This is a genomic window from Streptomyces cyslabdanicus (assembly GCF_052663305.1).
In genome coordinates, this window is record NZ_JBQRUW010000013.1 from 19,632 (window position 1) to 41,169 (window position 21,538).

At 73.1% G+C, this 21,538-nt stretch carries 25 protein-coding genes and 1 pseudogene; 10 read left to right on the forward strand and 16 right to left on the reverse strand.

Going from position 1 to position 21,538, the window contains the following annotated elements; translation table 11 throughout:
• Window positions 1-63: 63 nt before the first annotated feature.
• Complete coding sequence (locus tag ACTYVM_RS09710) at window positions 64-942, reverse strand: universal stress protein (RefSeq protein ID WP_445525510.1); 879 nt, start codon at window positions 940-942, stop codon at window positions 64-66.
• Window positions 943-1,307: 365 nt separating this feature from the next.
• On the opposite strand from ACTYVM_RS09710, the gene ACTYVM_RS09715 reads away from it, so the two are divergent.
• A complete protein-coding gene (locus ACTYVM_RS09715) occupies window positions 1,308-1,601 on the forward strand; it encodes a hypothetical protein (protein WP_445525511.1) in 294 nt (97 codons plus the stop codon).
• A 58-nt stretch (window positions 1,602-1,659) separates the two neighbouring features.
• Here ACTYVM_RS09715 and ACTYVM_RS09720 read toward each other — a convergent pair whose 3' ends face one another.
• Window positions 1,660-1,893 carry a hypothetical protein gene (locus ACTYVM_RS09720; protein WP_400028293.1) on the reverse strand — a complete coding sequence of 78 codons (234 nt, stop codon included), beginning with the start codon at window positions 1,891-1,893 and terminating at the stop codon, window positions 1,660-1,662.
• A 110-nt stretch (window positions 1,894-2,003) separates the two neighbouring features.
• Here ACTYVM_RS09720 and ACTYVM_RS09725 point away from each other — a divergent pair, with 110 nt between their 5' ends.
• Window positions 2,004-2,495, forward strand: a complete 492-nt coding sequence (locus tag ACTYVM_RS09725; RefSeq protein ID WP_445525512.1) for a phosphatase domain-containing protein — start codon at window positions 2,004-2,006, stop codon at window positions 2,493-2,495.
• A 24-nt stretch (window positions 2,496-2,519) separates the two neighbouring features.
• Here ACTYVM_RS09725 and ACTYVM_RS09730 read toward each other — a convergent pair whose 3' ends face one another.
• Entirely contained in the window at window positions 2,520-2,735 is a 216-nt protein-coding gene (locus ACTYVM_RS09730) for a dodecin (protein ID WP_400028297.1), read from the reverse strand.
• 256 nt (window positions 2,736-2,991) lie between these two features.
• Between ACTYVM_RS09730 and ACTYVM_RS09735 the strand changes: the two genes are divergently transcribed.
• Complete coding sequence (locus ACTYVM_RS09735) at window positions 2,992-4,236, forward strand: extracellular solute-binding protein (protein WP_445525513.1); 1,245 nt, start codon at window positions 2,992-2,994, stop codon at window positions 4,234-4,236.
• Window positions 4,237-4,248: 12 nt separating this feature from the next.
• Here ACTYVM_RS09735 and egtD read toward each other — a convergent pair whose 3' ends face one another.
• The 6 genes from egtD to ACTYVM_RS09765 form a co-directional block, all read right to left on the reverse strand.
• A complete protein-coding gene (egtD, locus tag ACTYVM_RS09740; protein WP_445525514.1) occupies window positions 4,249-5,211 on the reverse strand; it encodes an L-histidine N(alpha)-methyltransferase in 963 nt (320 codons plus the stop codon).
• Window positions 5,208-5,999 carry an ergothioneine biosynthesis protein EgtC gene (egtC, locus tag ACTYVM_RS09745; protein WP_445525515.1) on the reverse strand — a complete coding sequence of 264 codons (792 nt, stop codon included), beginning with the start codon at window positions 5,997-5,999 and terminating at the stop codon, window positions 5,208-5,210. The genes egtD and egtC overlap by 4 nt, the downstream gene beginning before the upstream one ends.
• Window positions 5,999-7,315: an ergothioneine biosynthesis protein EgtB gene (egtB, locus tag ACTYVM_RS09750; protein ID WP_445525516.1), complete on the reverse strand. Its 1,317-nt coding sequence runs from the start codon at window positions 7,313-7,315 to the stop codon at window positions 5,999-6,001. Before egtB ends, egtC begins: the two co-directional genes overlap by 1 nt.
• The gene (gene egtA / locus ACTYVM_RS09755; RefSeq protein WP_445525517.1) at window positions 7,312-8,661 is read right to left on the reverse strand and encodes an ergothioneine biosynthesis glutamate--cysteine ligase EgtA; all 1,350 of its coding nucleotides are present in this window, start codon (window positions 8,659-8,661) and stop codon (window positions 7,312-7,314) included. Before egtA ends, egtB begins: the two co-directional genes overlap by 4 nt.
• Window positions 8,662-8,955: 294 nt before the next feature.
• On the reverse strand, window positions 8,956-9,444 hold the full coding sequence (locus ACTYVM_RS09760; protein ID WP_445525518.1) for a type II toxin-antitoxin system PemK/MazF family toxin: 489 nt from the start codon (window positions 9,442-9,444) through the stop codon (window positions 8,956-8,958).
• Window positions 9,445-9,562: 118 nt separating this feature from the next.
• On the reverse strand, window positions 9,563-9,952 hold the full coding sequence (locus ACTYVM_RS09765) for a cupin domain-containing protein (RefSeq protein WP_445525519.1): 390 nt from the start codon (window positions 9,950-9,952) through the stop codon (window positions 9,563-9,565).
• 127 nt (window positions 9,953-10,079) lie between these two features.
• On the opposite strand from ACTYVM_RS09765, the gene ACTYVM_RS09770 reads away from it, so the two are divergent.
• A complete protein-coding gene (locus ACTYVM_RS09770) occupies window positions 10,080-10,772 on the forward strand; it encodes a helix-turn-helix transcriptional regulator (RefSeq protein ID WP_445525520.1) in 693 nt (230 codons plus the stop codon).
• 87 nt (window positions 10,773-10,859) lie between these two features.
• Window positions 10,860-11,300 carry a hypothetical protein gene (locus tag ACTYVM_RS09775; RefSeq protein WP_445525521.1) on the forward strand — a complete coding sequence of 147 codons (441 nt, stop codon included), beginning with the start codon at window positions 10,860-10,862 and terminating at the stop codon, window positions 11,298-11,300.
• A gap of 52 nt (window positions 11,301-11,352) precedes the next feature.
• Here the strand turns inward: ACTYVM_RS09775 and ACTYVM_RS09780 are convergent, their stop codons facing one another.
• From ACTYVM_RS09780 to ACTYVM_RS09790, 3 genes are all read right to left on the reverse strand, one after another.
• Window positions 11,353-12,552 (reverse strand): glutathionylspermidine synthase family protein, encoded by a 1,200-nt coding sequence (locus tag ACTYVM_RS09780; RefSeq protein WP_445525522.1) that lies wholly within the window; start codon window positions 12,550-12,552, stop codon window positions 11,353-11,355.
• A 3-nt stretch (window positions 12,553-12,555) separates the two neighbouring features.
• Window positions 12,556-12,924, reverse strand: a complete 369-nt coding sequence (locus tag ACTYVM_RS09785) for a hypothetical protein (protein WP_445525523.1) — start codon at window positions 12,922-12,924, stop codon at window positions 12,556-12,558.
• Between the two features lie 203 nt (window positions 12,925-13,127).
• Entirely contained in the window at window positions 13,128-13,691 is a 564-nt protein-coding gene (locus ACTYVM_RS09790; RefSeq protein ID WP_445525524.1) for an NAD(P)H-dependent oxidoreductase, read from the reverse strand.
• A 102-nt stretch (window positions 13,692-13,793) separates the two neighbouring features.
• Between ACTYVM_RS09790 and ACTYVM_RS09795 the strand changes: the two genes are divergently transcribed.
• The gene (locus ACTYVM_RS09795; RefSeq protein WP_445525525.1) at window positions 13,794-14,501 is read left to right on the forward strand and encodes a TetR/AcrR family transcriptional regulator; all 708 of its coding nucleotides are present in this window, start codon (window positions 13,794-13,796) and stop codon (window positions 14,499-14,501) included.
• Window positions 14,502-14,569: 68 nt separating this feature from the next.
• Here ACTYVM_RS09795 and ACTYVM_RS09800 read toward each other — a convergent pair whose 3' ends face one another.
• The gene (locus ACTYVM_RS09800; RefSeq protein ID WP_445525526.1) at window positions 14,570-15,649 is read right to left on the reverse strand and encodes a protein phosphatase 2C domain-containing protein; all 1,080 of its coding nucleotides are present in this window, start codon (window positions 15,647-15,649) and stop codon (window positions 14,570-14,572) included.
• A gap of 245 nt (window positions 15,650-15,894) precedes the next feature.
• On the opposite strand from ACTYVM_RS09800, the gene ACTYVM_RS09805 reads away from it, so the two are divergent.
• Window positions 15,895-16,929: a LacI family DNA-binding transcriptional regulator gene (locus ACTYVM_RS09805; protein ID WP_445525548.1), complete on the forward strand. Its 1,035-nt coding sequence runs from the start codon at window positions 15,895-15,897 to the stop codon at window positions 16,927-16,929.
• A gap of 16 nt (window positions 16,930-16,945) precedes the next feature.
• Here ACTYVM_RS09805 and trxA read toward each other — a convergent pair.
• Window positions 16,946-17,329, reverse strand: a pseudogene (gene trxA / locus ACTYVM_RS09810) (thioredoxin); the annotation flags it as partial.
• A 129-nt stretch (window positions 17,330-17,458) separates the two neighbouring features.
• Here trxA and ACTYVM_RS09815 point away from each other — a divergent pair.
• Complete coding sequence (locus ACTYVM_RS09815; RefSeq protein ID WP_445525527.1) at window positions 17,459-18,889, forward strand: dihydrolipoyl dehydrogenase family protein; 1,431 nt, start codon at window positions 17,459-17,461, stop codon at window positions 18,887-18,889.
• Between the two features lie 18 nt (window positions 18,890-18,907).
• Here ACTYVM_RS09815 and ACTYVM_RS09820 read toward each other — a convergent pair whose 3' ends face one another.
• The gene (locus tag ACTYVM_RS09820; RefSeq protein WP_445525528.1) at window positions 18,908-19,552 is read right to left on the reverse strand and encodes a peptide deformylase; all 645 of its coding nucleotides are present in this window, start codon (window positions 19,550-19,552) and stop codon (window positions 18,908-18,910) included.
• 149 nt (window positions 19,553-19,701) lie between these two features.
• Between ACTYVM_RS09820 and ACTYVM_RS09825 the strand changes: the two genes are divergently transcribed.
• Together ACTYVM_RS09825 and ACTYVM_RS09830 are read left to right on the forward strand one after the other, a co-directional pair.
• Window positions 19,702-20,127 (forward strand): BlaI/MecI/CopY family transcriptional regulator, encoded by a 426-nt coding sequence (locus tag ACTYVM_RS09825; protein WP_445525529.1) that lies wholly within the window; start codon window positions 19,702-19,704, stop codon window positions 20,125-20,127.
• 6 nt (window positions 20,128-20,133) lie between these two features.
• On the forward strand, window positions 20,134-21,063 hold the full coding sequence (locus tag ACTYVM_RS09830) for a M56 family metallopeptidase (RefSeq protein WP_445525530.1): 930 nt from the start codon (window positions 20,134-20,136) through the stop codon (window positions 21,061-21,063).
• A 4-nt stretch (window positions 21,064-21,067) separates the two neighbouring features.
• Here ACTYVM_RS09830 and ACTYVM_RS09835 read toward each other — a convergent pair whose 3' ends face one another.
• Entirely contained in the window at window positions 21,068-21,421 is a 354-nt protein-coding gene (locus ACTYVM_RS09835; protein WP_445525549.1) for a tetratricopeptide repeat protein, read from the reverse strand.
• Window positions 21,422-21,538 lie beyond the last annotated feature (117 nt).

A 21,538-nucleotide genomic window follows, 5' to 3' on the forward strand; every position in this document is an offset into this window, starting at 1 on the left:
CCGGGCAGTCTTCCACCCACCACTGACAGTCGGGCCCGACCACCGGGCCCGTCCGTCTCCCGCTCACCCGCGTGTCGGGACGGCGATGACAGGGCATCCTGCGTGGTGCAGCACGCCTTGGCTGACCGAGCCCAGCAGCATGCCGGCGAAGCCTCCCCGGCCCCGGGTGCCCACCACCAGGCCCAGCGCGTGCGCCGAGGCGTCCGTGAGCACCTGCACGGGATGCCCGACTACCACGTCGTGACGCAGCTCCACCTCGGGGAAACGGGCGCGGCGGCCCGCCACGATCTCGGAGAGCAGGCGGCGGCACTCCTGCTGCGGCTCGTGCTGGTCGAAGATCCTCAGCGGCCCGGGCTCCCAGGCGAACACGGCCCGCAGCTCCGCGCCGCGCAGGGCCGCCTCCTCGAACGCCACGTCGACCGCTGCGGCGGAGTGTTCGCTGCCGTCGACACCGACGACGTAGTGCGCGGGGTCCTGGGGGGTGTGTTCCGGCTCGGGGACGACCACCAGGGGACAGCGCGCATGGGCCATGACCGGCAGGGCGACCGACGCGGAGCCGAACACCTCCTGCCGCCGGCTCGGATGCCCCGATCCCAGCACGAGGGCGGTGGCGTCGCGACTCTGCTCGCGCAGCACCCACACCGGGTCGCCCTCCGCCAGCAGGGTGTCCACCTCGAGCCCCGGATGCCGGGCCGCGACGAAGTCCGCGGCCTCCTTGAGCACCTGCTGCCCGGCTCCGTGCAGCGCCTCGTTCCACTTCTCCCACGACGGCGGGACCGCCTGCGGCCGGTAGCCCAGGGTCGGTACGCCCTCGACGTGCACCGGACGCAACGGCAGCCCGCGGCGGACGGCCTCGTCGGCCGCCCAGGACAGTGCCGCGCGACCGTCGGGATCAGGACCGACGCCCACGACGACGGGTCGACGCTCACCGGGCCGGGACATGGTCACCTCCGGCCGCCGATCCGTCCGGACGACGGGGTCCGGGGATCTCGCCGCCCGCTGCGACGGCCGGGGCGTCTTTCCGCACTGGTGCGGGAGCTGACATCGCCCTCGCCTCCTCCCTGACCAACGGCCGTGGCGGCCGGCGGCACCGGCGCCTGCGACTTCCACCCAGTGTCCATCGTGCGGTGCGATGCCCGCGCCCCGAAACCGGACGGCACGCCGGGCCGTGCGGGCCGTCCGGGACGCCACCAGTGGGGCCGACGGCATGGGGTGAGGCCATGCGGCCCCATGACACGGGCGGCCTGTTGGGCGACTGTGGAAGGGCGCGGGGTACGACCGCGGGAGAAGGAAGAAAGGGTGACGTCATGGCCTGGGCATCTTGGACCACCCCCGGGGTCTTCACCGGCCGGGGCGGCGTACGGACCGACGAGGCGGGGGTCGTCACCGGCGACCTGACCGTCCACACCACCTGGGACGGCAACGAGGCGGACGTGACGGTCGGGTACACCGGCACCTCCGAATGGTTCACCGTCACCGGAAGCCCCGTGCCCTGCCGTTCCGAGCGGCACAGCCGGGAACTGCACCAGGCCGTGGTGGCCGCCGTCGGCGCGGGTGGCGCGGCCACCGTCGGACAGTCGCGGGTGCGGGAAACGACCTGAACCGCGGCGACCGCGACGACCGTGTCCCGTGTCGCGGCGCGGACCGTCCCCGCGGCGCTCAGGCGCGCGTGTCGTCGGGCTCGGGACCCCAGTACTCGGGGCCGCCCCCGCGCCAGTCGATCAGCGGGGAGACCGAGACCTCCACGGGATCGACGTCCAGCCCCGCGCGGCGCAGGAACTCCGCGACGTCGGCGACGCTGTAGGCCAGCCCCAGGATCTCGCCGTTCACACGGACGCGCCGACCGCCCGTCGGGGAGGGCGGGTGCACGATCACGGGCAGTGCTCCGGGCATGTACCCAGCATCGGCTGCGCTCGCGCGGCCCGCATCCGGACGGAGGTCGCGTGCGCCCCGCGGCGCGCCTCGGGGAGGGCCCGGGTCGCGCGCCCGATTACGCTGGCCGAGTGACGGACAGCAACAGACGGCCGCTCGCCGTGTTCGACCTGGACAACACCCTCGCCGACACGGCGCACCGGCAGCGCTTCCTTCAGCGCCGCCCCCGCGACTGGGACGCCTTCTTCGCCGCCGCGCCCGACGATCCGCCCCTCGGGCAGGGCGTGGAGCTGGCCCGCGGGCACGCGGCGGAGTGTGAGGTCGTGTACCTCACCGGGCGGCCCGAGCGGTGCCGCCGGGACACCGTGGACTGGCTGGCCGCCCATGGGCTGCCCGAGGGCCGCGTGCACATGCGGCGCGACGGCGACCGCAGGCCGGCCCGCCGCACCAAGCTGGAGATCCTGCGGCGGCTCGCCCGCGACCGGGAGATCCGGGTCCTCGTGGACGACGACGAGCTGGTGTGCGTGGACGCCGAGCAGGCGGGGTTCCGCGTCCTGCGCGCACGCTGGACGGCGCCGTCCGCCGAGTTGAGGACCGCGCAGGAGACCGAGGGGCGTAGCTGAGCCGCAGGCTGGACTACGCGGGCGTCAGTCCCCGTCCTCGATCCGGAAGCCGACCTTCAGGCCGACCTGGTAGTGCTCGATCTGTCCGTCCTCGATCTGGCCCCTGACCTGGGTCACCTCGAACCAGTCCAGGTTGCGCAGGGTCCGCGAGGCGCGGGTGATGGCGTTGCGGATGGCCTGGTCGACGCCCTCGTGCGAGCTGCCGACGATCTCCGTGACCCGGTAGGTGTGGTCGGTCATGAGGGTGGCTCCTCTCGGCGGGCGGCGCCGGTGACGCGGGCACGGGGTGTCATGACCCCCGGGCGCATGTGTGGCGCGCGTCACTCCACCGTGCCGTAAGTGGAGGCGGGGCGCGAGACGAAGAAGTACGGCGAGCCGGACATCACTTGACCCGGGCATTGGTCCATACCAAAATCGCAGCCACACCCGCGCGAGCCCCTGCTCGTCCCCCCACGTCGGGCCCCTTCCCTGTGCGTCGGAAAGAACAGGACCCCTCGTGAGACCTCGCCTGCTCGCTCTGCTGTGTGCGTCCTCCCTCCTGGTCAGCGCCTGCGGTGTGCTGCCGGGCGGAGGCGGGCGGCACACCGTCACCGTGTGGATGATGAAGGGCAGCGCGTCCCAGGACTTCCTGGACCGCTTCACCGAGGACTTCGAACGCACCCACGGCGACCTGCGTCTCGACATCCGTATCCAGGAGTGGACCGGCATCGGTCCGAAGGTGCAGGCCGCGCTCGCGGATCGCGGCGAGCACGGCCCCGACGTCATCGAGGTCGGCAACACCCAGGTCTCGCAGTACGCCAAGGGCGGCCGGCTGACCAACCTGACGCTGGAGTCGATGCGGGACTGGGGCATGCGGGACTGGCTGCCCGGCCTGGCCGAACCGGGGCTGGACAACTCCTCCCAGTACGGCATCCCGTGGTACGCGGCCAACCGGGTCGTCATCTACCGCAAGGACCTGTTCGAGCAGGCGGGCATCGCCCAACCGCCCCGCACCCGGGCCGAGTGGCTCGCCGCGAGCAAGAAGCTCGACTCCGGCGGCAACCAGGGGATCTACCTCGCCGGGCAGGACTGGTACACCCTCTCCGGCTTCATCTGGGACGAGGGCGGCGACCTCGCCACGGAGACCGACAAGGGCTGGGAGGGCTCCCTGGACAGCGATGCCGCACTGCGCGGCATGGAGTTCTACCGGCAGCTCCAGTCGCTCGGCCGGGGCCCGGTCGACGCCGACGAGGAACACCCGCCGCAGGCGGAGGTGTTCGCCGAGCAGAAGGTGGCCCAGATCGTGGCGGTGCCCGGCCTCGCCCAGACCATCGTGGAGAAGGACCCCGCGCTCAAGGACAAGCTGGGCTTCTTCCCGGTGCCGGGCAAGACCGCCGGCCGGCCCGGCGCGGTGTTCACCGGCGGCTCCGACCTCGTCGTGCCCCGCAACACCACCGACCGGGACGGCGCCGTCGCCGTCGTCGCCGCCCTCACCGGTGCCAAGTGGGACACCGACCTGGCCCGCGCCATGAACTACGTTCCCAACAAGACGACTCTCGCCCCCGCCGTCGCGGGCGAGGAGGGGATGGCGGCCATGGCGGCGGGTGCCGCACACGGCCGGGCCACCCCCAACACGCCGCAGTGGGCCACGGTCGAGGCCGACAACCCGATCAAGGACTACATGGCGAAGGTGCTCTCCGGCGGCGACCCGGCGACGGAGGCCCGCCGCGCCTCACAACGCATCACCGAGCAACTGGCATAGCCCTCGTCCCGGTTACCCCGCCACGCTCAGTGACAGGGCGAACCGGTTCTCGGTGTCGGTCCACCAGTGCTTCAACTCAAGTCCTGCGGTGGCCAGTTCCCTGGTCACCCGAGCCTTGCGGAACTTCGCCGACACCTCCGTGCGCAGCTCCTCGCCGGCCGCGAAGTGGACGGCGAGGTCCAGCGCGGGCACCTTGACCGTCTGGGCGGTGCGCGAGCGCAGCCGCATCTCGATCCACTCGTTCGCCCTGTCCCACAGCGCCACATGGTCGAAGGCGTCCGGCTCGAAGTCGGCGCCCAGTTCGCGGTTGACCACGCTCAGGACGTTCTTGTTGAACGCGGCCGTCACCCCGGCCGCGTCGTCGTACGCCCTGACCAGCACGTCCTCGGCCTTGACCAGGTCGGTGCCGAGCAGCAGCGCGTCGCCGGGCGAGAGCAGGCCCCGTACGGCGGCCAGGAACGTGGCGCGCTCGCCGGGCAGCAGGTTGCCGATCGTGCCGCCGAGGAACGCCAGCAGTCGTGGGCCCAGGGAGTGGGGCAGGGTCAGGCCGGCGGTGAAGTCGGCGATCAGCGCGTGCACGTTCAGTCCGGGCCGCTCGGCGACCAGGGCCCGCCCGGCCTGTTCCAGCGCGCTGTCGCTGACGTCCACGGGGACGTAGGTGTGCAACCGGGGCAGCGCGTCGATGAGATGGCGCGTCTTCTCCGAGGAGCCGGAGCCCAGTTCGACCAGGGTGCGGGCGGGCAGCGCGGCGGCGATCTCGGCTGCGCGGCCGGCGAGGATTTCCCGCTCGGCACGCGTCGGGTAGTACTCGGGCAGTTCGGTGATCTGCTCGAACAGCTCGCTGCCGTGCGCGTCGTAGAACCACTTCGGCGGCAGCGTCTTGGGGTCGGAGGTCAGCCCGTTCAGGACATCCGCGCGCAGGGCGGCGGCCATGGCGTCCTCGGGCAGGATGCGGGTGACATGGAACTCACTCACGTGCGGGGCTCCTCGGATCGTGCGGGTGCCAGGTCCTCGGTGGGGTCCTTGAGCGGGGTGAGCAGGACGTCCGTGCGGCTCGCCGCGAGCAGGGTGCGGTCGGGCACCTGACGCCAGTGCGGGTCGTCGTCGTAGGGTTCGGAGGCCACCACCGTGCGGCGGCCGGGCTCGGCCAGATACCACAGGCTGTCGCCCCAGGCGGTCGCGGTGATCGTCTCGCCGTTGGTGAGCAGCAGGTTGAGCCGCGAGCCGGGGGCCGTCGCGGCGACCTCCAGGACGGTGTCGGCGAGCGCCTGACCCTCCTCGTCGCCGCCGCGGAGCCGGGCCAGCACCAGCGCCCACACGAGCGCCGAGTCGTTGCGGGCCTCCAGCGTCAGCAGGTCCCGCGGCGGCAGGGTCCGGGACACCGCGGCGAGCGAGTCCGGCCAGCCGGTGACGGCGCCGTTGTGGCTGAACAGCCAGGTGCCCGCGGCGAACGGCGCCGCCGCGGCCTCCGCGTCCGCGCCCGAGAGCGTCGCGTCCCGCACCGCGGCGAGCAGCGCCGAGGTGCGCACGACCCGGGCCAGGTCGGCGAACGACAGGTCGGCCCAGACGGGCCCGGCCCGGCGGTAGCGGGCCGGCACCGGGTCGCCCTCCGCGTACCAACCCACCCCGAAGCCATCGGCGTTGACCGTCCCGTGCCGCTGGTGCCGGGGCGCCCACGCCTGCCGGTACAGGCTGTGCGCCGGTTCCACCAGGTACCGGCCGAGCGGCTCCTCGGGTCCCAGATACGCCAGGTGACGGCACATCAGCCGGCCTCCGAACGGGCCGTGCGGAACCCGGAGAAGATCTGCCGCCGGATCGGATGGTCCCAGTTGCGGAACGTGCCCCGGCAGGCCACCGGGTCCACCGCGAACGAACCGCCGCGCAGCACCTTGTAATCCGGCCCGAAGAACACCTCCGAGTACTCCTTGTACGGGAACGCGGCGAAGCCCGGGTAGGGGAGGAGGTCGCTCGCCGTCCACTCCCACACGTCCCCGATCAACTGCCGTACGCCGAGTGGCGACTCCCCGTCCGGGTAGCTGCCGGCGGGCGCCGGGCGCAGGTGCCGCTGACCAAGGTTGGCGTGCTCGGGCGTGGGGTCGGCGTCGCCCCACGGGTAGCGCGTCGAACGCCCGGTCACCGGATCGTGGCGCGCCGCCTTCTCCCACTCGGCCTCGGTGGGCAGCCGGCGTCCGGCCCAGCGGGCGTAGGCGTCGGCCTCGTACCAGCAGACATGCAGCACCGGCTCGTCGGGCGGTACGGCCTCGGTGACGCCGAACCGGCGGCGCAGCCACTGCCCGCCGTCACGCCGCCAGTACAGCGGCGCGTCGATGCCGTGCCGCCGTATGTGGGCCCAGCCGTCCGGTGCCCACCAGCGGGGTTCGCCGTAGCCGCCGTCGGCGACGAACGCCTGGTAGGCGGAGTTGGTCACCGGGGTGGTGTCGATCCAGAACGGCGGGATCTCGCGCACGTGCGCGGGCCGCTCGTTGTCCAGCGCCCAGGGCTCGGTGGAGGTGCCCATGGTGAACGGGCCGCCGGGGACGAGGACTTCGGGCGGTCCGGTGAACGGCGGCGCCGACTCGGGGTCCGGTGCGGTCAGGGCCTGGGGACCCCGTCGGAGCTGGTGGGTGATGAGCATGGTCTCGTCGTGCTGCTGCTCGTGCTGCGCGATCATGCCGAAGGCGAAGCCGGCCTCGGTCAGCCGGGTGCCGTGGAACGCGGTGGACTCCAGGACGTCAAGGACCCGCCCGCGCACCTCGGCCGCGTAGCCGCGAGCCTCGGCCGGGGCCATCAGCGGCAGCGAGGGGCGTTCGGCACGCGGGTGCTCGAAGGCGTCGTAGAGGGTGTCGATCTCGGGGCGCATCGCCTCCCGGCCGGCGACCGCCCGCAGCAGCCACAGCTCCTCCTGGTTGCCGATGTGGGCGAGGTCCCACACCAGCGGGGACATCAGCGGCGAGTGCTGGGCGGTGAGGTCCGGCTCCTCCACGCAGCTGGTCAGCAGCGTGGTGCGGTCCCGGGCCGTGCTGAGCGAGCGCAGCGCCCGCTCGCGCAGCGTCTCGGGATCCAGGGCGGGATCGGTCATGGCGCGATGTCCTTCCCGTGGGCGGAGGGGGTGCCCCGGTGCGAGCGAGGTCGGGACCCGGGGTGCTCCGAGCCGCGCAGCCGGTCCAGCAGGTCGTCGGCGGGACAGCGGCCCCGGCGGACGTAGCGGTCCTGGAAGGCCGCGACGGCGTCCATGACCTCGGTGGTGGCGCCGAGCCGGGGCAGGGCCTCCAGGGCGGCGGCGAAGCAGGCGACGGCCGCCTCGCGCAGATCGGGGTCGGCGAGCCCGGAGCGGGCCGCCTCGGTCCACAGCGGATTGTGCGGCGCGGGCAGCGGCCCGGACCGCTCGGCGAGGGGCTTCACCACCCGGTAGACGGTCTCCGCCGCCTGCGGGTCGTCGAAGAGCGCCGCGGTGACCGCCAGCGGCACGATCCATCCGTCGTCGCCGGGCTGCGCGTCGATCATGCGCAGTTCCAGGTGGCCCCGCGGCCGGACCGGCGGGAACAGCGTGGTGAGGTGGTAGTCGAGATCCTCCCGGGTCGGCGGCCTCGGCCGGCGCGAACGGACCCACCTGCGGAAGGTGAGCCCGTCGGGCACCTCCCACGGCCGGTCGTCGTGCCGTACGCACATCACCGGCGCGTCCAGCACGTGCCGGGCCCAGGCCGTGCGGGGACGGCCGTTCAGCGCGGGGGCGCCGGCCCGGCCCGGGCCGATCTCCATCCACATCAGCTGCCGGGTGGAGAGCCAGCCGCTCGGCCGCCGCGCCACCAGCGGGGAGTGGGCGAACGCGGCCACCAGCACCGCGCCCAGCTGGTGCGCCAGCCACCAGCGGCGCCCGTGGCCGAGCGGTCCGGGCTCCTCGTGGCCGGCGTCGACGCAGACCTGTACGGACGCCGAGGCGCGCATCATGTGCCGGCCGGCCGGACCGCTGCGGTCCAGACAGGCCTCCAGGGCGTCGTAGCGCCGCTCGCGCAGGAATCTGCCGGGGGTGTGCCAGGGATCGTGGCCGACACCGACGAGACGGAGCCCGTCCTCGGCCAGTACGGCGCGGACGGTGTCGAGGTCGGCGGAGACGGTACCGATGCACTCCATCAGGGAGGCGGCGGGCGGCGAGCTCAACTCCAGCTGGCCGCCGGGTTCGACGGTGAACGCCGACCTCAGGGGCATGGTCCGCAGTGCGGCGTAGGCCGCTTCGAGACGTTCGGGTGGGACGGGGAGCCGCGGCGCACGCAGCTCGTGGACGAGCCATTCCACTTCGACCCCGAGGGTACGGGGCGGTCCGGTCTTGAAGCAGATGCCGCTGACCAGAGCCTCGGCCTCGGCTTCGGAGACGGCGGCACGGGGGTCCACACCGCCGCCCGCCGAGGTTGCTTGCGCATCGGACATGTCGGGATCCTCCTGAGATTCCACCATGCCACCGGCCCGGCGGTCGGAGGGCCGGGCCGGGGTCGCACCGTCCCAGCCAAAACCCTCCGACCGATTCGCACAAGGGTGCAATTCGCGACAATCGTGGCGCCGAAATCCCGTGTCCGCGAGATTTCAGGCGGTCACCCGCGCTGCCGGGGCCCGGTGCGTTCCGCCCGTGTCCGCTTCCTGTGCGGGCGTCCCGTAGTCACCCGGCCCCGTGCCCGGTGCTGCTCCGACCGGGTGATGCGCGCGCCGTGGCGCGCGGCCTTCGGGTCAGCTCCAGCCGTAGCGCTCCCGCAGGCGGTGCACCACGAGGCCGAACCGCATGCGGTCCAGTGCGCACGCCTCGCGGCGCATGCCGTCCTCGTACAGCCGCAGCACCCGGTCGACGTCCACCCACGAGTCCCGTCCCGACCGGTCCCAGGGACCGCTGCCCAGGGGCACCCACCGGGGCAAGCCCCGGCTCCACTGGAGCGGCTGCGCCGCGCCCCCTGCTGCGCCGTCGTGCGCCTTGCTGGACAGCTGTACGGCCAGGAGCGTCCCGGCGGACTCCCGCGCCACCACCAGCACCGGCCGGTCCTTGCCCCGGCCGTCGTTCTCCTCGAAGGGCACCCAGGTCCAGACGATCTCCCCTGGGTCGGGGGCGCCGTCGTGCGCGGGCGCGTACTCGGTGTGCACCCGGCCGACCTCACGCGGGTCGGCCTCGGTGGTGGCGGTGGGGCCGTAACGGCCGGGCACGTTGTCATCGGTAAACGTAGTCACGGCAGAACCCTAGCCAGGGTCTGTCGCCGAACTCCCGTCTGCCGTACGGAGCCTGGCAGGCGTGCACGCAGCAGTCACGCGCTCACGCACGCATGCCGTGCGCGGGTTCCCGGGCGGCTCAGGAATCCTCGCCGCGGTGGCGGATCCGCATGCCCGGGCGGCGTCGGTGGACGGTGAAGTAGGTCAGGCCGTCCGGGCCTGCGGTGAGGCTGCGCGTGGAGCCGTGCGGCAGCCAGACCGCCGCGCCCTCCGTCAGCCGCCGCGGCTCGTCACCGGTGCCCGCCCCGAGCACACCGCTGCCCGCGACGACGAACAACAGGACGTCCAGGTCCGGTTCGCGGTGCGGGGCCACGGCCGTGCCGGGGGCCAGCCGTACGACGTTCGCGTCGAGCTGGCGTCCGGACTCCGCCAGCTTCCACAGCACGCCGCCCGGGGCCGGCGGGGCGTCGGCCAGCGCCCGGGCGTCGCACAGGACGCGTGGTTCCGGCTCCGACTCCGGCGATGTCATCGTGCACCCCTCATTCCTTCGGGAACGACCGCCTTCCTGGACCTACGATTATTACATGTAGGATTCGTGAAAACAGTCTTCGGTGGGCAGGGCTTGGGATGGAAAGAGGTGGAAGGAGCTGAGCGACGTGACCACTCCACGGGAGAGCCCCCGGCGGCGTGAGGTGCTGGACCTGCTGCGGGCCGCGGCCGAGCCGCTGGGGGTCGCGGAGGCGGCCGATCGGATCGGGCTGCACCCGAACACCGTGCGCTTCCATCTGGACGCCCTGGTGGCCGAGGGCGTCGTCGTGCGCCAGGTCGAGGAGCCCTCGGGGCCCGGCCGGCCCCGCACTGTCTACGCCCCCCGACCCGGCATGGACCGCCGGGGCACGCGCGGCTACCGGCTCCTCGCGCAGATCCTGCTCGGGCAGCTGGCGTCCCAGGGCCCCGGGGCGCGGGAGGCCGCGACGGAGGCGGGCCGCGCCTGGGGCGGTTTCCTGGTCGATCCGCTGCCACCCTCGGCGCCGCCCACGGCCGAGCGGTCGGCGGCCCGGCTCGTCGCCCTCCTGGACGACCTGGGCTTCGCCCCGGAGCCCGAGGGCGGCGGCGCCGGCAAGCCGCCGGAGCGGATCCGGTTGCGCCACTGCCCCTTCCTCGAACTGGCGGAGGAGCAGGGGGAGTTGGTGTGCCCGATCCATCTGGGTCTGATACAGGGGGCGCTGGCGGAGCTACGGGCGCCACTGGCCGCGACCGGCCTGGAACCGTTCGCCGAACCGGACTCCTGCCTGGCCCACCTGGCCACCCGGCCGGCAGGGGCGCCCGCACCGGCGCGGGGTGGGTGACGTGAACGACGGGGGGACAGCACACCTGCCCACCTGCTCGGCCTTTTGGCTGCTCAGCCGGTCATCCTGAAGAAAGGCGACACAACGATGAACACCACGGCGGCGGCCGTCGCGAGTGCGGTCACCTTCGTCTGGCTCGGCATGGTGCTGGCCATCTCCTTCCTGGAGGCCCCGCTGAAGTTCCGGGCTCCCGGCGTGACCATCCCCGTCGGACTGGGGATCGGCCGGCTGGTCTTCCGGGCGCTGAACCTCGTCGAGACCGCCCTGGCCGTCGTGGTGATCGCCGCGGTCGCCGCGGGCGGACCCCCGGCCGGGGTCGCCGGGCTGACCGCGGCGGTCGCCGTGCTGCTGCTGGCCCAGTTGGTCTTCGTCCGCCCCCGCCTCAACCGCAGGTCCGACCGGGTCCTGGCCGGCGAGGAGGCCGGCGAGGACCGTCCCCGCTCGCGCGGCCACCTGGCCTACGTGGCCCTGGAGATCGCCAAGGTGGCCGTCCTGATCGCCCTGGGCATCGGCCTGTTGACTGTGTGACCGGCGGCCCCGACGGGCCGCTGACGCGGGTCCCCGGGTACGCCCGCCGCGGTCAGCTGTTCCGCAGCCACCGCGCGACCTGCTCCGCGGTGGAACGCGGCGCGTCGATGAGGTGGGGAACGAAACGGGACCGGCGGTCGGTGACGATCTCGTGGGACTCGCGGATGCCGACGCCGGCCGACCTGCCGCCGACGACCCACGAGCCGATCACCATGTGGTTGCCGTCGAAGGCCGGCGGCCGGTGGAACTCCTGGAACAGGAACGGGCCGTCGTCGAACGCGCCCGCCTGGTCGAAGTGGTGCTCCGCGGAACGGACCTTGATCGAGGCGCCCTCCCAGCCCCACAACGGCTTGGCGACCCACTCGGCCAGGTCGCGGGGGCCGTCGAGGTAGGACGGCAGGAGGTTGGGGTGTCCGGGGTACAGCTCCCACAGCACCGCGAGGATCGCCTTCGTCGACAGCAGCGCCTTCCACATCGGCTCGAGCCAGTGCGTCGAACGGGGCTCGGCCTCCAGTTGCGGGGCGTAGACGCTCTCGAACGCCCAGTCCCACGGGTACATCTTGAAGCAGGAGTCGATGGGGACGTCGCTCAGGTCCACGAAGCGCCGGATGCCACTGTGCCAGCCGATGTCCTCCATCGTCAGGCCCACCGTGACAAGGCCCGCCTCGACGGCCGTGTCCCGCAGGTACGCCGTGGTGATGATGTCCTCGTCCGGCTCGCCGGCGGAGTGTGCGAAGTGGACCTGGCCGCCCAGCCTCGGAGCCAGCCGCTGCCACGTCCGCACCAGGCGCTCGTGGATCGTGTTGAACTGGTCGCGGTCCGGGTGGACGTCCTCCAGCCACTGCCATTGCAGCACCGCGGCCTCGAGCAGCGCCGCCGGCACGTCGCCGTTGTACTCGTACAGCTTGGCGTCGCCCGTGCCGTCCCAGGCGAAGTCGAATCTGCCGTAGATGCTCGGTGACTCGTTCTCGAGGGTCTCGAGCATCGGCCTGACCCAGCGGGTGTCGATGCCGAGGCGTTCGACGTCGCCCTTCTCCAGGACGTGCCGGGCCGCCGTCACGCACATCGCGTGCAGCTCCTCGGTGACGTCCTCCAGGTAGTCCACCTCACGCGAGGTGAGCACGTAGGCGGCGCTCTCGTTCCAGTAGGGCAACCTGCTGCCGTCGGGCAGTGTTTCGGTGTGGAACGGAAGGCCGGACCGCAGAACCGTCTGCTCCCAGCCGGGCCTCGGGGTGCGGGTTTCGCGTCTCATGGATCAGCCGCCGACGGATCCGGCCTTGCCGCCCTTGGCGGAGAAGCCGCCGCGGGAGACGCTGCCGGACTTCGGCGCGGTGAAGGAGCCGCTGCCCTTGCTGAGGTCGACCTTCTGTCCGACGGCGGGGACGTCCTTGCCCCGCGGGGTGTACCACCAGGCGTAGCTTCCCCCGCCGGCCCCACCGCCCCCACCGGAGTTGCAGTGACTGTCCGTCACGCGCTTCTGCGTCAGCTTGTTCATGCATGTGCCCTGGTAGTCCGGGCCGCTGGAACAGCCGCTGAGGGCTATCGCCATCGCGACCGCACCCACGGCGCCGACCGAGACCTCGATGGAGCGGCGACGTGAGCCGGTGCGCTGCTGACTCGTCACGAACAGATCCCCCTTCCCTCGCCATGTACAGGTACGTGGCCCGTCAAACATACCGTTGGCGCGTGCGCACAAGTACGGCCGAGTCATGTTCGGGCTGCGGCAGGGGAGTTGACGGGAAACGCAGGTGTCGGCCTCCGTCACGCGGTCGCGCGGAAAGCCGGAAGGGGCCGGTGCCCAGCAGGCGCCGGCCCCTTCCAGGGTGCTCAGGCGGCGGCCGCGTCGCCGGTGTGGCCGTGCAGGCGCGCGACGACCTCGGTGAGCTGGGCGGCGACCTCGGCGTCGTCGACCGGGTGGGTCTCGGCGAAGCGGGTCACGGAGCCGGGGATGGAGAGCTTGATGTCCTCGATCACCTTGCCGCCGGCGATGCCCACGGCCTTGCGGGTGTCGTCCTGCGCCCACACGCCGCCGTACTGGCCGAAGGCGGTGCCGATGACGGCGACGGGCTTGCCGACGAAGGCACCGGCGCCGTACGGGCGGGAGAGCCAGTCGATGGCGTTCTTCAGGACGGCCGGGATGGTGCCGTTGTACTCGGGGGAGAACAGCAGGAAGGCGTCGGCGGAGCCGGCGACCTCGCGCAGCTTGGCGGCGGCGGCCGGCACGCTGCCCTCGACGTCGATGTCCTCGTTGTAGAACGGGACGTCGGCCAGGCCCTCGAACAGCGCGACCTCGGCGCCCGCGGGAGCGAGCTTGATCGCGGCCTCGGCGAGCTGGCGGTTGTGCGAGCCGGCGCGGAGGCTGCCGACGAGCGCGAGGATGCGAACTGACATGGGGGACTCCAAGGGGGATGACACAATGGTGTTACGGATCCGGACCGAGGTCCGTTTAATTTTCTACCACCCTAAGCGGACCGCGGTCCAGTTTTGCCTCCGATGCTTTACGCTGTCTTCATGTCCCGCCCCTTGTCGCCCCTTCCGAAGCCCCAGGAGCCTCAGGAAACTCAGGAGACCCGGGAGCTGTCGGCGCAGCCGGTGTTGCTCGCGTTCGGTACCGGCGAGGACGGGCCCTGCCTGCGGGCCGACGCGGCCCGCAACCGCGCCCGGCTGCTGGACGCCGCCGCGCGCCTGGTCGCGGAGCACGGCGCGGCCGGAGTCACGATGGAGGCGGTCGCCGCGGCGGCCGAGGTGGGCAAGGGGACGGTCTTCCGCCGCTTCGGCGACCGCACCGGGCTGCTCAGGGCGCTGCTGGACCACTCGGAGCGGAAGTTCCAGGCCGCGTTCCTCAGCGGGCCGCCGCCCATGGGCCCGGGCGCGCCGCCCGCCGAGCGGCTGCGGGCCTTCGGCTGCGTGGCGCTGCGCCGGGCGGCCGCCGACCTGGAACTGCAACTGGCGGCCGATCCGGGCCCGGCCCGCCGCTTCGTCGTACCCGCCCGCCAGGTCCAGTACGCCCACGTGGCGATGCTGCTGCGGCAGGCGGTCCCGGACGCGGACAGCGAGCTGCTCGCGCACACGCTGATGGGGTATCTCGAGCCCGCCCTCATCCACCACCTGACCAGGCAGTGCCAGATGCCGATGGAACGGCTGCAGGCCGGCTGGCACGACCTGGTCGCGCGGATCACCTCCACCGAGCCGCACTGCTGAGAGCAGGGGGGCCGGCCGGACCTGACGGCCCGTCCGGCCCGGCCGTGCGCGGCGACGGTGCCCCGCGCCTACCGCTGGAGCTCCATGACGTCGGCGACCACGCAGCTGACGTTGTCGGGGCCGCCGGAGCCGTTGGCGAGGGCGACGAGTCGGCGGACCGCCTGCTCGGGCTCGCCGGCCTCGGCGATCACGCGGTGGATCTCGCCGTCCGGCACGACGGTCGACAGGCCGTCGGAACAGAGCAGGTACCGGTCTCCCCGCCGGGCGTCGTGCAGGCGCAGGTCGGGCGTGCTGTCGGTGCCGCGGCCCAGGGCGCGTACCAGCAGTGACCGCTGGGGGTGGGAGGCGGCTTCCTCCGGGCTGAGGCGTCCTTCGTCGACCATCGACTGCACCATGGTGTGGTCGTGCGTGATCTGGAACAGTTCTCCGTCGCGCAGGAGGTAGACGCGCGAGTCGCCGATGTGGACCAGGGCGAGTTGCGAGCCGGTCCAGAGCATCGCGGTGAGGGTGGTGCCGGCCTCTTCGGGGGACGAACCGCTCCCGGCGACGCCGTGCACGGCCTGTTTGACGTGGTCGACGGCGTCCTCGAGGACGTTGAGGAGACTGCCGGCCGGGACACCGTCGGTTTCGAGGTGCTTGAGCGCGTCGACGGCGGCCGCGCTCGCGGGGGCCCCGTGACTGCCGAAGCCGTCGGCGACGGCGAGCAGACGGGAGCCGGCGTAGGCGGTGTCCTGGTTGCTCTCGCGGACCAGGCCCCTGTCGGACAGGGCGGCGTAGCGGATTCCGAGCGGCTTGGCGGTAGGGGGCACGGCAGGGTCCTTCCGGGACAGGTGGTCGATGAGGAAGGTGGCCAGATCCCGCCGAGCGGCGGTGTCGGCTTCGACCTGGGCCCAGAACGCACGGATCTCCTGAGCTGCCGGCCCCGCCTCCAGCGTGCGGATCTGCTGGATGCGGGCGAGGGGCATCCCCAGCCGTCGGAGCCATGCGACCAGCCGGGCCTGGTCCAGTTGTTCCGGCGCGTAGAAGCGGTAGCCGGTCACCGGGTCGACGCGAGCGGGGGTCAGCAGGCCCAGTTCGTCGTAGAGGCGCAGCGCCTTCGGCGACAGCCGGGACGCCTTCGCGAACGCCCCGATGGTCAGCAACCCCATGCTCGTTCCTCCTCATGCCGGGCGTGTCGCCCGGCCCCACCGATGCTGCGGGCTCCCCCAAGGTGAAGGTCAACCGGCGTCAACCGAGGTCAACCACGGTTTCTGCCCGGACCCGGCCGGTGGTCTCCCACGCCCCGTCAGGTGCGTGGCGGACTGACGACATCTGTTGGTGTTTCAACTTCCGTCTGGAATAGGGCAGTTCACCAGGCGGACGGTCCGTGGCTTCTGCCAAGATGCGGTACGTCATGGTGCAGATTCCCAAACCCGCCGCCTCCCCGTCGCCCGCCCCGTGCTCCGTGCCCACGAGCGCGGACGTGGCCCGACTGGCCGGCGTCTCACGTGCGACCGTCTCCTATGTCCTGAACAACACCAGAGCGGTCCGCATCAGCGAGCCCACCCGCCGCCGGGTCCACGAGGCCGCCGAGGAGCTCGGATACGTGCCGCACGCGGCGGCGCGCAGCCTGCGCGCGGGGCACAGCCGCATGGTCCTGATGCCCGCCCCGACCCTCCCGGCCGGCCCGCTCTACGGCCGCTTCCTGGAGGAACTCCAGTGGGCGCTCGGCCTCCTCGACTACACCGTCGTCCAGCACGCCACGGCCTGCCTGTCCGGCGACGGGGCCGCCCGCTCGTGGGCCGAACTGCGCCCGGTCGCCGTCCTGGTGTCCGGTGAGGGCCTCGGACCCGGCGGAGTCGCCGTACTCAAACGCTCCGGCGCGCGCGCCGTCGTCACCCTCGGCCCGGAGCCCGTCGAGGGGGCGCACGCGCTGCTCATGGACCACGAGAGCGTCGGCCACCGGGCCGGTGCCCACCTGTATGCCCGCGGCCGGCGCCGCATCGGCGTGGTGGTGCCGGAGGAGCGGGGACTGGACATGTTCTCCCGGCCCCGGCTCGCCGGGGTGCGGCACGCCCTGCGCGGCACCGACGGCAGCGTGACCGAACTGCCCCTCGGCTACGACGAGCGGTCCGCCGCCCGCCTCGCCGCCCGCTGGCGCGACCTCGACCTCGACGCGGTCTTCGCCTACAACGACGAGTACGCCATGCTGCTGATGCGCGCCTTGCAGGACAGCGGCGTACGCATCCCCGAGGAGACGGCCGTGATCGGCGCCGACGACCTCATGCTCGGACGGCTGCTGCGGCCCCGGCTGAGCACCGTCCGCATCGACCTGCCCTCCGGCCGCGACCTGGCCGAACTGGTCGACCGCGCCGTACACGACCCCACCGCCCCGCCCGAACGGCACGCGGTCCTGGGCGCGACGGTGGTCCACCGCGAGTCCACCTGACCCGCGTGTGACCGGTCTACTGACCGTTCTGCTGCTCGGCGACCGCCTTGCGGACCTCGTCCATGTCCAGCTTGCGGGCCTGCCCGATCACGTCCGCCAGAGCGGCCTCCGGCAGCGCGCCCGGCTGGGCGAACACGGCGACCTGGTCACGGACGATCATCAGCGTCGGAATGGACTGGATGCCGAAGGCCGCCGCCAGCTCCGGCTGGGCCTCCGTGTCCACCTTGCCGAACACCAGGTCCGGGTTGTCCTCGGCCGCCTTCTCGTAGACCGGGGCGAACTGGCGGCACGGACCGCACCAGGACGCCCAGAAGTCGATGAGGACGAATTCGTTGTCCGTGACCGTCTGGTCGAAGTTCTCCTTGGTCAGCTCCACGGTGGTGCTCATGGCGTATCCCTCTTCCTGGTGCTTCCTGGTGTCGGCTTACCGGCGTGGGGCGAAGCCGCGGGCACAACACGGCCGACCCTACGGGTATTCCGCGCACGTACCCGTGTGGCCAGGTCGCACACCACCCACCAGACTGACCCCATGACCGAAACGGAAACCATCGCGTACGACGTCGTGGTGCTGGGCGCCGGACCCGTGGGGGAGAACGTGGCCGACCGCACCCGGGCGGCCGGTCTGTCCACCGCGGTCGTGGAGAGCGAACTGGTCGGCGGCGAGTGCTCGTACTGGGCCTGCATGCCCAGCAAGGCCCTGCTGCGCCCGGTCATCGCCCGCGCCGACGCCCGCCGTCTGCCGGGCCTGAGCCAGGCGGTGCGCGGCCCCCTCGACGACGCCGCGGTCCTCGCCCGCCGGGACGAGTACACCGCGCACTGGCACGACGACGGCCAGGTGCGGTGGCTCGACAGCATCGGCGCCGACCTCCACCGCGGTCACGGGCGGCTGGCGGGCCCGCGTACGGTCACGGTCGACGGCCCCGACGGCACACGCAGGACACTGACCGCCCGGCACGCCGTCGCCGTCTGCACCGGAACCCGCGCCCGGTTGCCGAACCTTCCCGGACTCGACGCCGTCAAGCCGTGGACCAGCCGCGAGGCCACCAGCGCCGAGCAGGTTCCCGGACGTCTTGTCATCGTCGGCGGCGGTGTCGTCGCCACCGAGATGGCCACCGTCTACCAGGCGCTCGGCTCGCAGGTCACCGTCCTGGTCCGGGGCAAGGGACTGCTGGCCCGCATGGAACCGTTCGCCGGCGAGCTGGTCACCGACGCCCTCACGGAGGCCGGCGCCGACATCCGCACCGGCACCACGGTGGAGTCGGTCGCCCGCGAGAACGGCACCGTGGTGACCGTGACCGGCAGCGGTGACCGTGTCGAGGCCGACGAGATCCTCTTCGCCACCGGGCGCGCACCGCGCACCGACGACATCGGCCTGGAGACGGTGGGCATGGAGCCCGGCTCCTGGCTGCCGGTCGACGACAGCCTGCGCGTGCAGGGCAGCACCTGGCTGTACGCGTGCGGCGACGTGAACCACCGCGCGCTCCTCACCCACCAGGGCAAGTACCAGGCCCGGATCGCGGGCGACACGATCGGCGCCCGCGCGGCCGGCGTCCCCCTGCTGGAGACGGACGAGTGGGGCGCGCACGCCGCCACCGCCGACCACCACGCCGTACCGCAGGTCGTCTTCACCGACCCGGAGGCCGCGGCCGTGGGCCTGTCCCTCGCCGAAGCCGAACAGGCCGGCCACCGTGTCCGGGCCGTCGACGTCGACCTCTCCTCGGTCGCCGGGGCCGGCCTGTACGGGGACGGCTACCGCGGGCGTGCCCGTATGGTTGTCGACCTCGACACCGAAATCCTGCGCGGTGTCACCTTCGTCGGCCCCGGTGTCGGCGAACTGCTCCACTCGGCGTCCGTCGCCGTGGCCGGCCAGGTTCCGATCAGCCGTCTGTGGCACGCGGTCCCTTCCTACCCGACGATCAGCGAGGTGTGGCTCCGCCTGCTGGAGGCCTACCGGGGCTGACCGCGCGCCCGCGTGGCCCTAATGCAGCTCGAAGCCGAGGGCCTTCGCGGCCTGTTCCGGGGTCGGCTGCGTCCAGCGGTGCGCCATCGCGTCGTTGGAGGACAGGGAGCGGATCTCGGCACGGTCGAGGTAGAGGGCGCCGTCGAGGTGGTCGGTCTCGTGCTGGACGATCCGGGCGGGCCAGCCCGAGAACACCTCGTCCACCGCGTGCCCCCGCTCGTCCAGGGCCCGCAGGCGCACCTCGGCGTGCCGCGCCACCACGGCCTGCCAGCCCGGGACGCTCAGGCAGCCCTCGTAGAACGCGGCGCGCGCGGTGCCGACCGCCTCGTACGACGGATTGACCAGCACGCGGAAGGGCAGCGGCACCCGCCCGCGCGCCACGCGCACCTCGTCCGGCACCGGTGCCGGGTCCTCCACGACCGCGATCCGCAGCCCCACCCCGACCTGCGGCGCGGCCAGTCCCACGCCTGGTGCCTCGTGCATCGTCAGGCGCATCGCCTGCACGAAGCGGGCCAGCAGCGCGGGCTCCAGCTGGCCGTCGAACGGTTCGGCAACGCGCCGCAGCACCGGGTCGCCGGCGGCGACGATCGGCAACGGGCCGCCGTCGGCGAGGAGTTCCTCGACCTGCTCGGCCAGGGGCGTACGCGCACGGGGAGAAGCCATCACGCCAGGATGCCACGGCGCTCGCCCGGCCCGGCGGCCCACCTGGTGCGGGCAGGCCGGCGACCTGTCCCGGAACCGCGGCGCCCCCGGGCCACGCCTCCCGCGTGAAGTAGCGTGGTGCGACACGCCGACGCCGGAGGGAGACGCACATGACGCCACACCACCGGCGGGCCCGGCGCGGGCAGGGCGAACTGGAGAGCCAGGTGCTCGGCGCGCTCCGCGAGGCCGACGGCCCGGTCACCGCGGCCTGGGTGCGGCAGCGGCTCGGCGGCGACCTCGCCTACACCACCGTGGTCACCATCCTGACCAGGCTGCTCGCCAAGGACGTCGTCTCCCGCGAGCGCCGGGGCCGCTCCTTCGTGTGGACCCCGACCGCGGACATCGCCCGTCTCGCGGCGCTCCGGATGCGCCGGACACTGGACGGTGAGCGGGACCGGGTGGCGGTGCTGACCAGCTTCGTCACCGCGTTGCCGCCCGGCGACGAGCAGGTGCTGCGCGCACTGCTGGAGGGCGCGGAGACCGACGCCGCCGCGGACGGCACCCCACGCCCGAGGGGCGACGGCAGGGAACACTGACCTCCCATGGGGCTCTACGTCTTACTGCCGCTGGTGCTGCCGCTGTCCGCCTGGCCCGTCGCACGCCTGGCCGCAGCGCGCCTGCACCCGCGTACGGCCACCCGGCTGCTGACCCGGGTGGCCGCCGTCATGGGCGGATGCAGCACGCTGTGCCTCGCCCTGCTCACGGTCGTCGGCACCGCCCAGCTGACCGGCGGCCCGGTTGTGGACCTGTGGGCCGATCCCGAGATCAGGGCGGCCGTCTCACGCGACCGGGTCGCGGGCCGCGCGGCGATCCCCGCCCTGGGGCTGGTCGCGGTGGCCTGCGGGCGCGCGCTGTGGCGTCACCGGCGGGTGGCCCACCGAGCCCACCGGGCGCTGACCGGGCTGCGTCGCGCACCCGTCGTGGTCCTGCCCGACACCACGCCGTACGCCTACGCCCTGCCCGGCAGCCACGACCGGATCGTCGTCACCACGGCACTTCTCGACGCCCTCGCCCCGGACGAACGGCGCGCCCTGTTCGCGCACGAACGCGCCCATCTGGCGGCCCGCCACCACCGTCACCTGCTCACCGTCCACCTGGCGGCCTGCGCCAGCCCCTTCCTGCGGCCGCTGCGGTCCGCCGTCGCCTACACCGCCGAGCGCTGGGCCGACGAGGACGCGGCCCGCGCGGTGGGCGACCGGGGCGTGGTCGCGCGGGCGATCGGCAAGGCGGCCCTGCTGTCGTCCGGCGCGCCGGCGCCCACCTTCGCCGCGGTGGCCGCCGGCGGTCCGGTGCCGCGCCGGGTCGCCGCCCTGCTGGCACCGGCACCGGCGGGCCCGGACCGGCCGCCGCTCTTCACGGCGGTCGGCGCCGCCGTGTGGGGTGCCGCCGCCGGTGCGACGGTGTCCGCGATGTGCTCGGTGAACTCCGCGGTCACCCTGTTCCTGCTCCTCCACCCGGCGGCGGCGCTCTGACCGCCTACTCGCTTCGTTCCCCGAAGTCACCCGCGAGGGCGGAGGCGACGCGCAGGTGCGTCTCGGCCTCGTCCTGGCGGCCCTGCCGCTGGAGGGTGCGGCCCAGCATCAGCCGGGCATAGTGCTCCACCGGGTCGCGCTCGACGATGACGCGCAACTGGGCCTCGGCCCGGCGCAGTTGGGCCGAGTGGTAGTAGGCGCGCGCCAGCAGCAGCCGGGGCCCGGTCTGCTCCGGCACCTCCTCGACAAGCCCGTCCAGCACGCGCGCCGCGGCGGCGTAGTCCCGGGCGTCGAAGAACATCCGCGCCCGCTCCCAGCGCTCCGCCGGGGTGCCGTGCTCGTAGTACGTCGTGTCCACGTACGTCGTGTCCACCTGTGACCTCCTCCAGTGCCTCGTTCGGAGCCACCGGCCGGGTCAACAGGCCCGATTGATTGAATATTCCACTACGTGGTGTTGGTGTTGTCGAAGGATGAA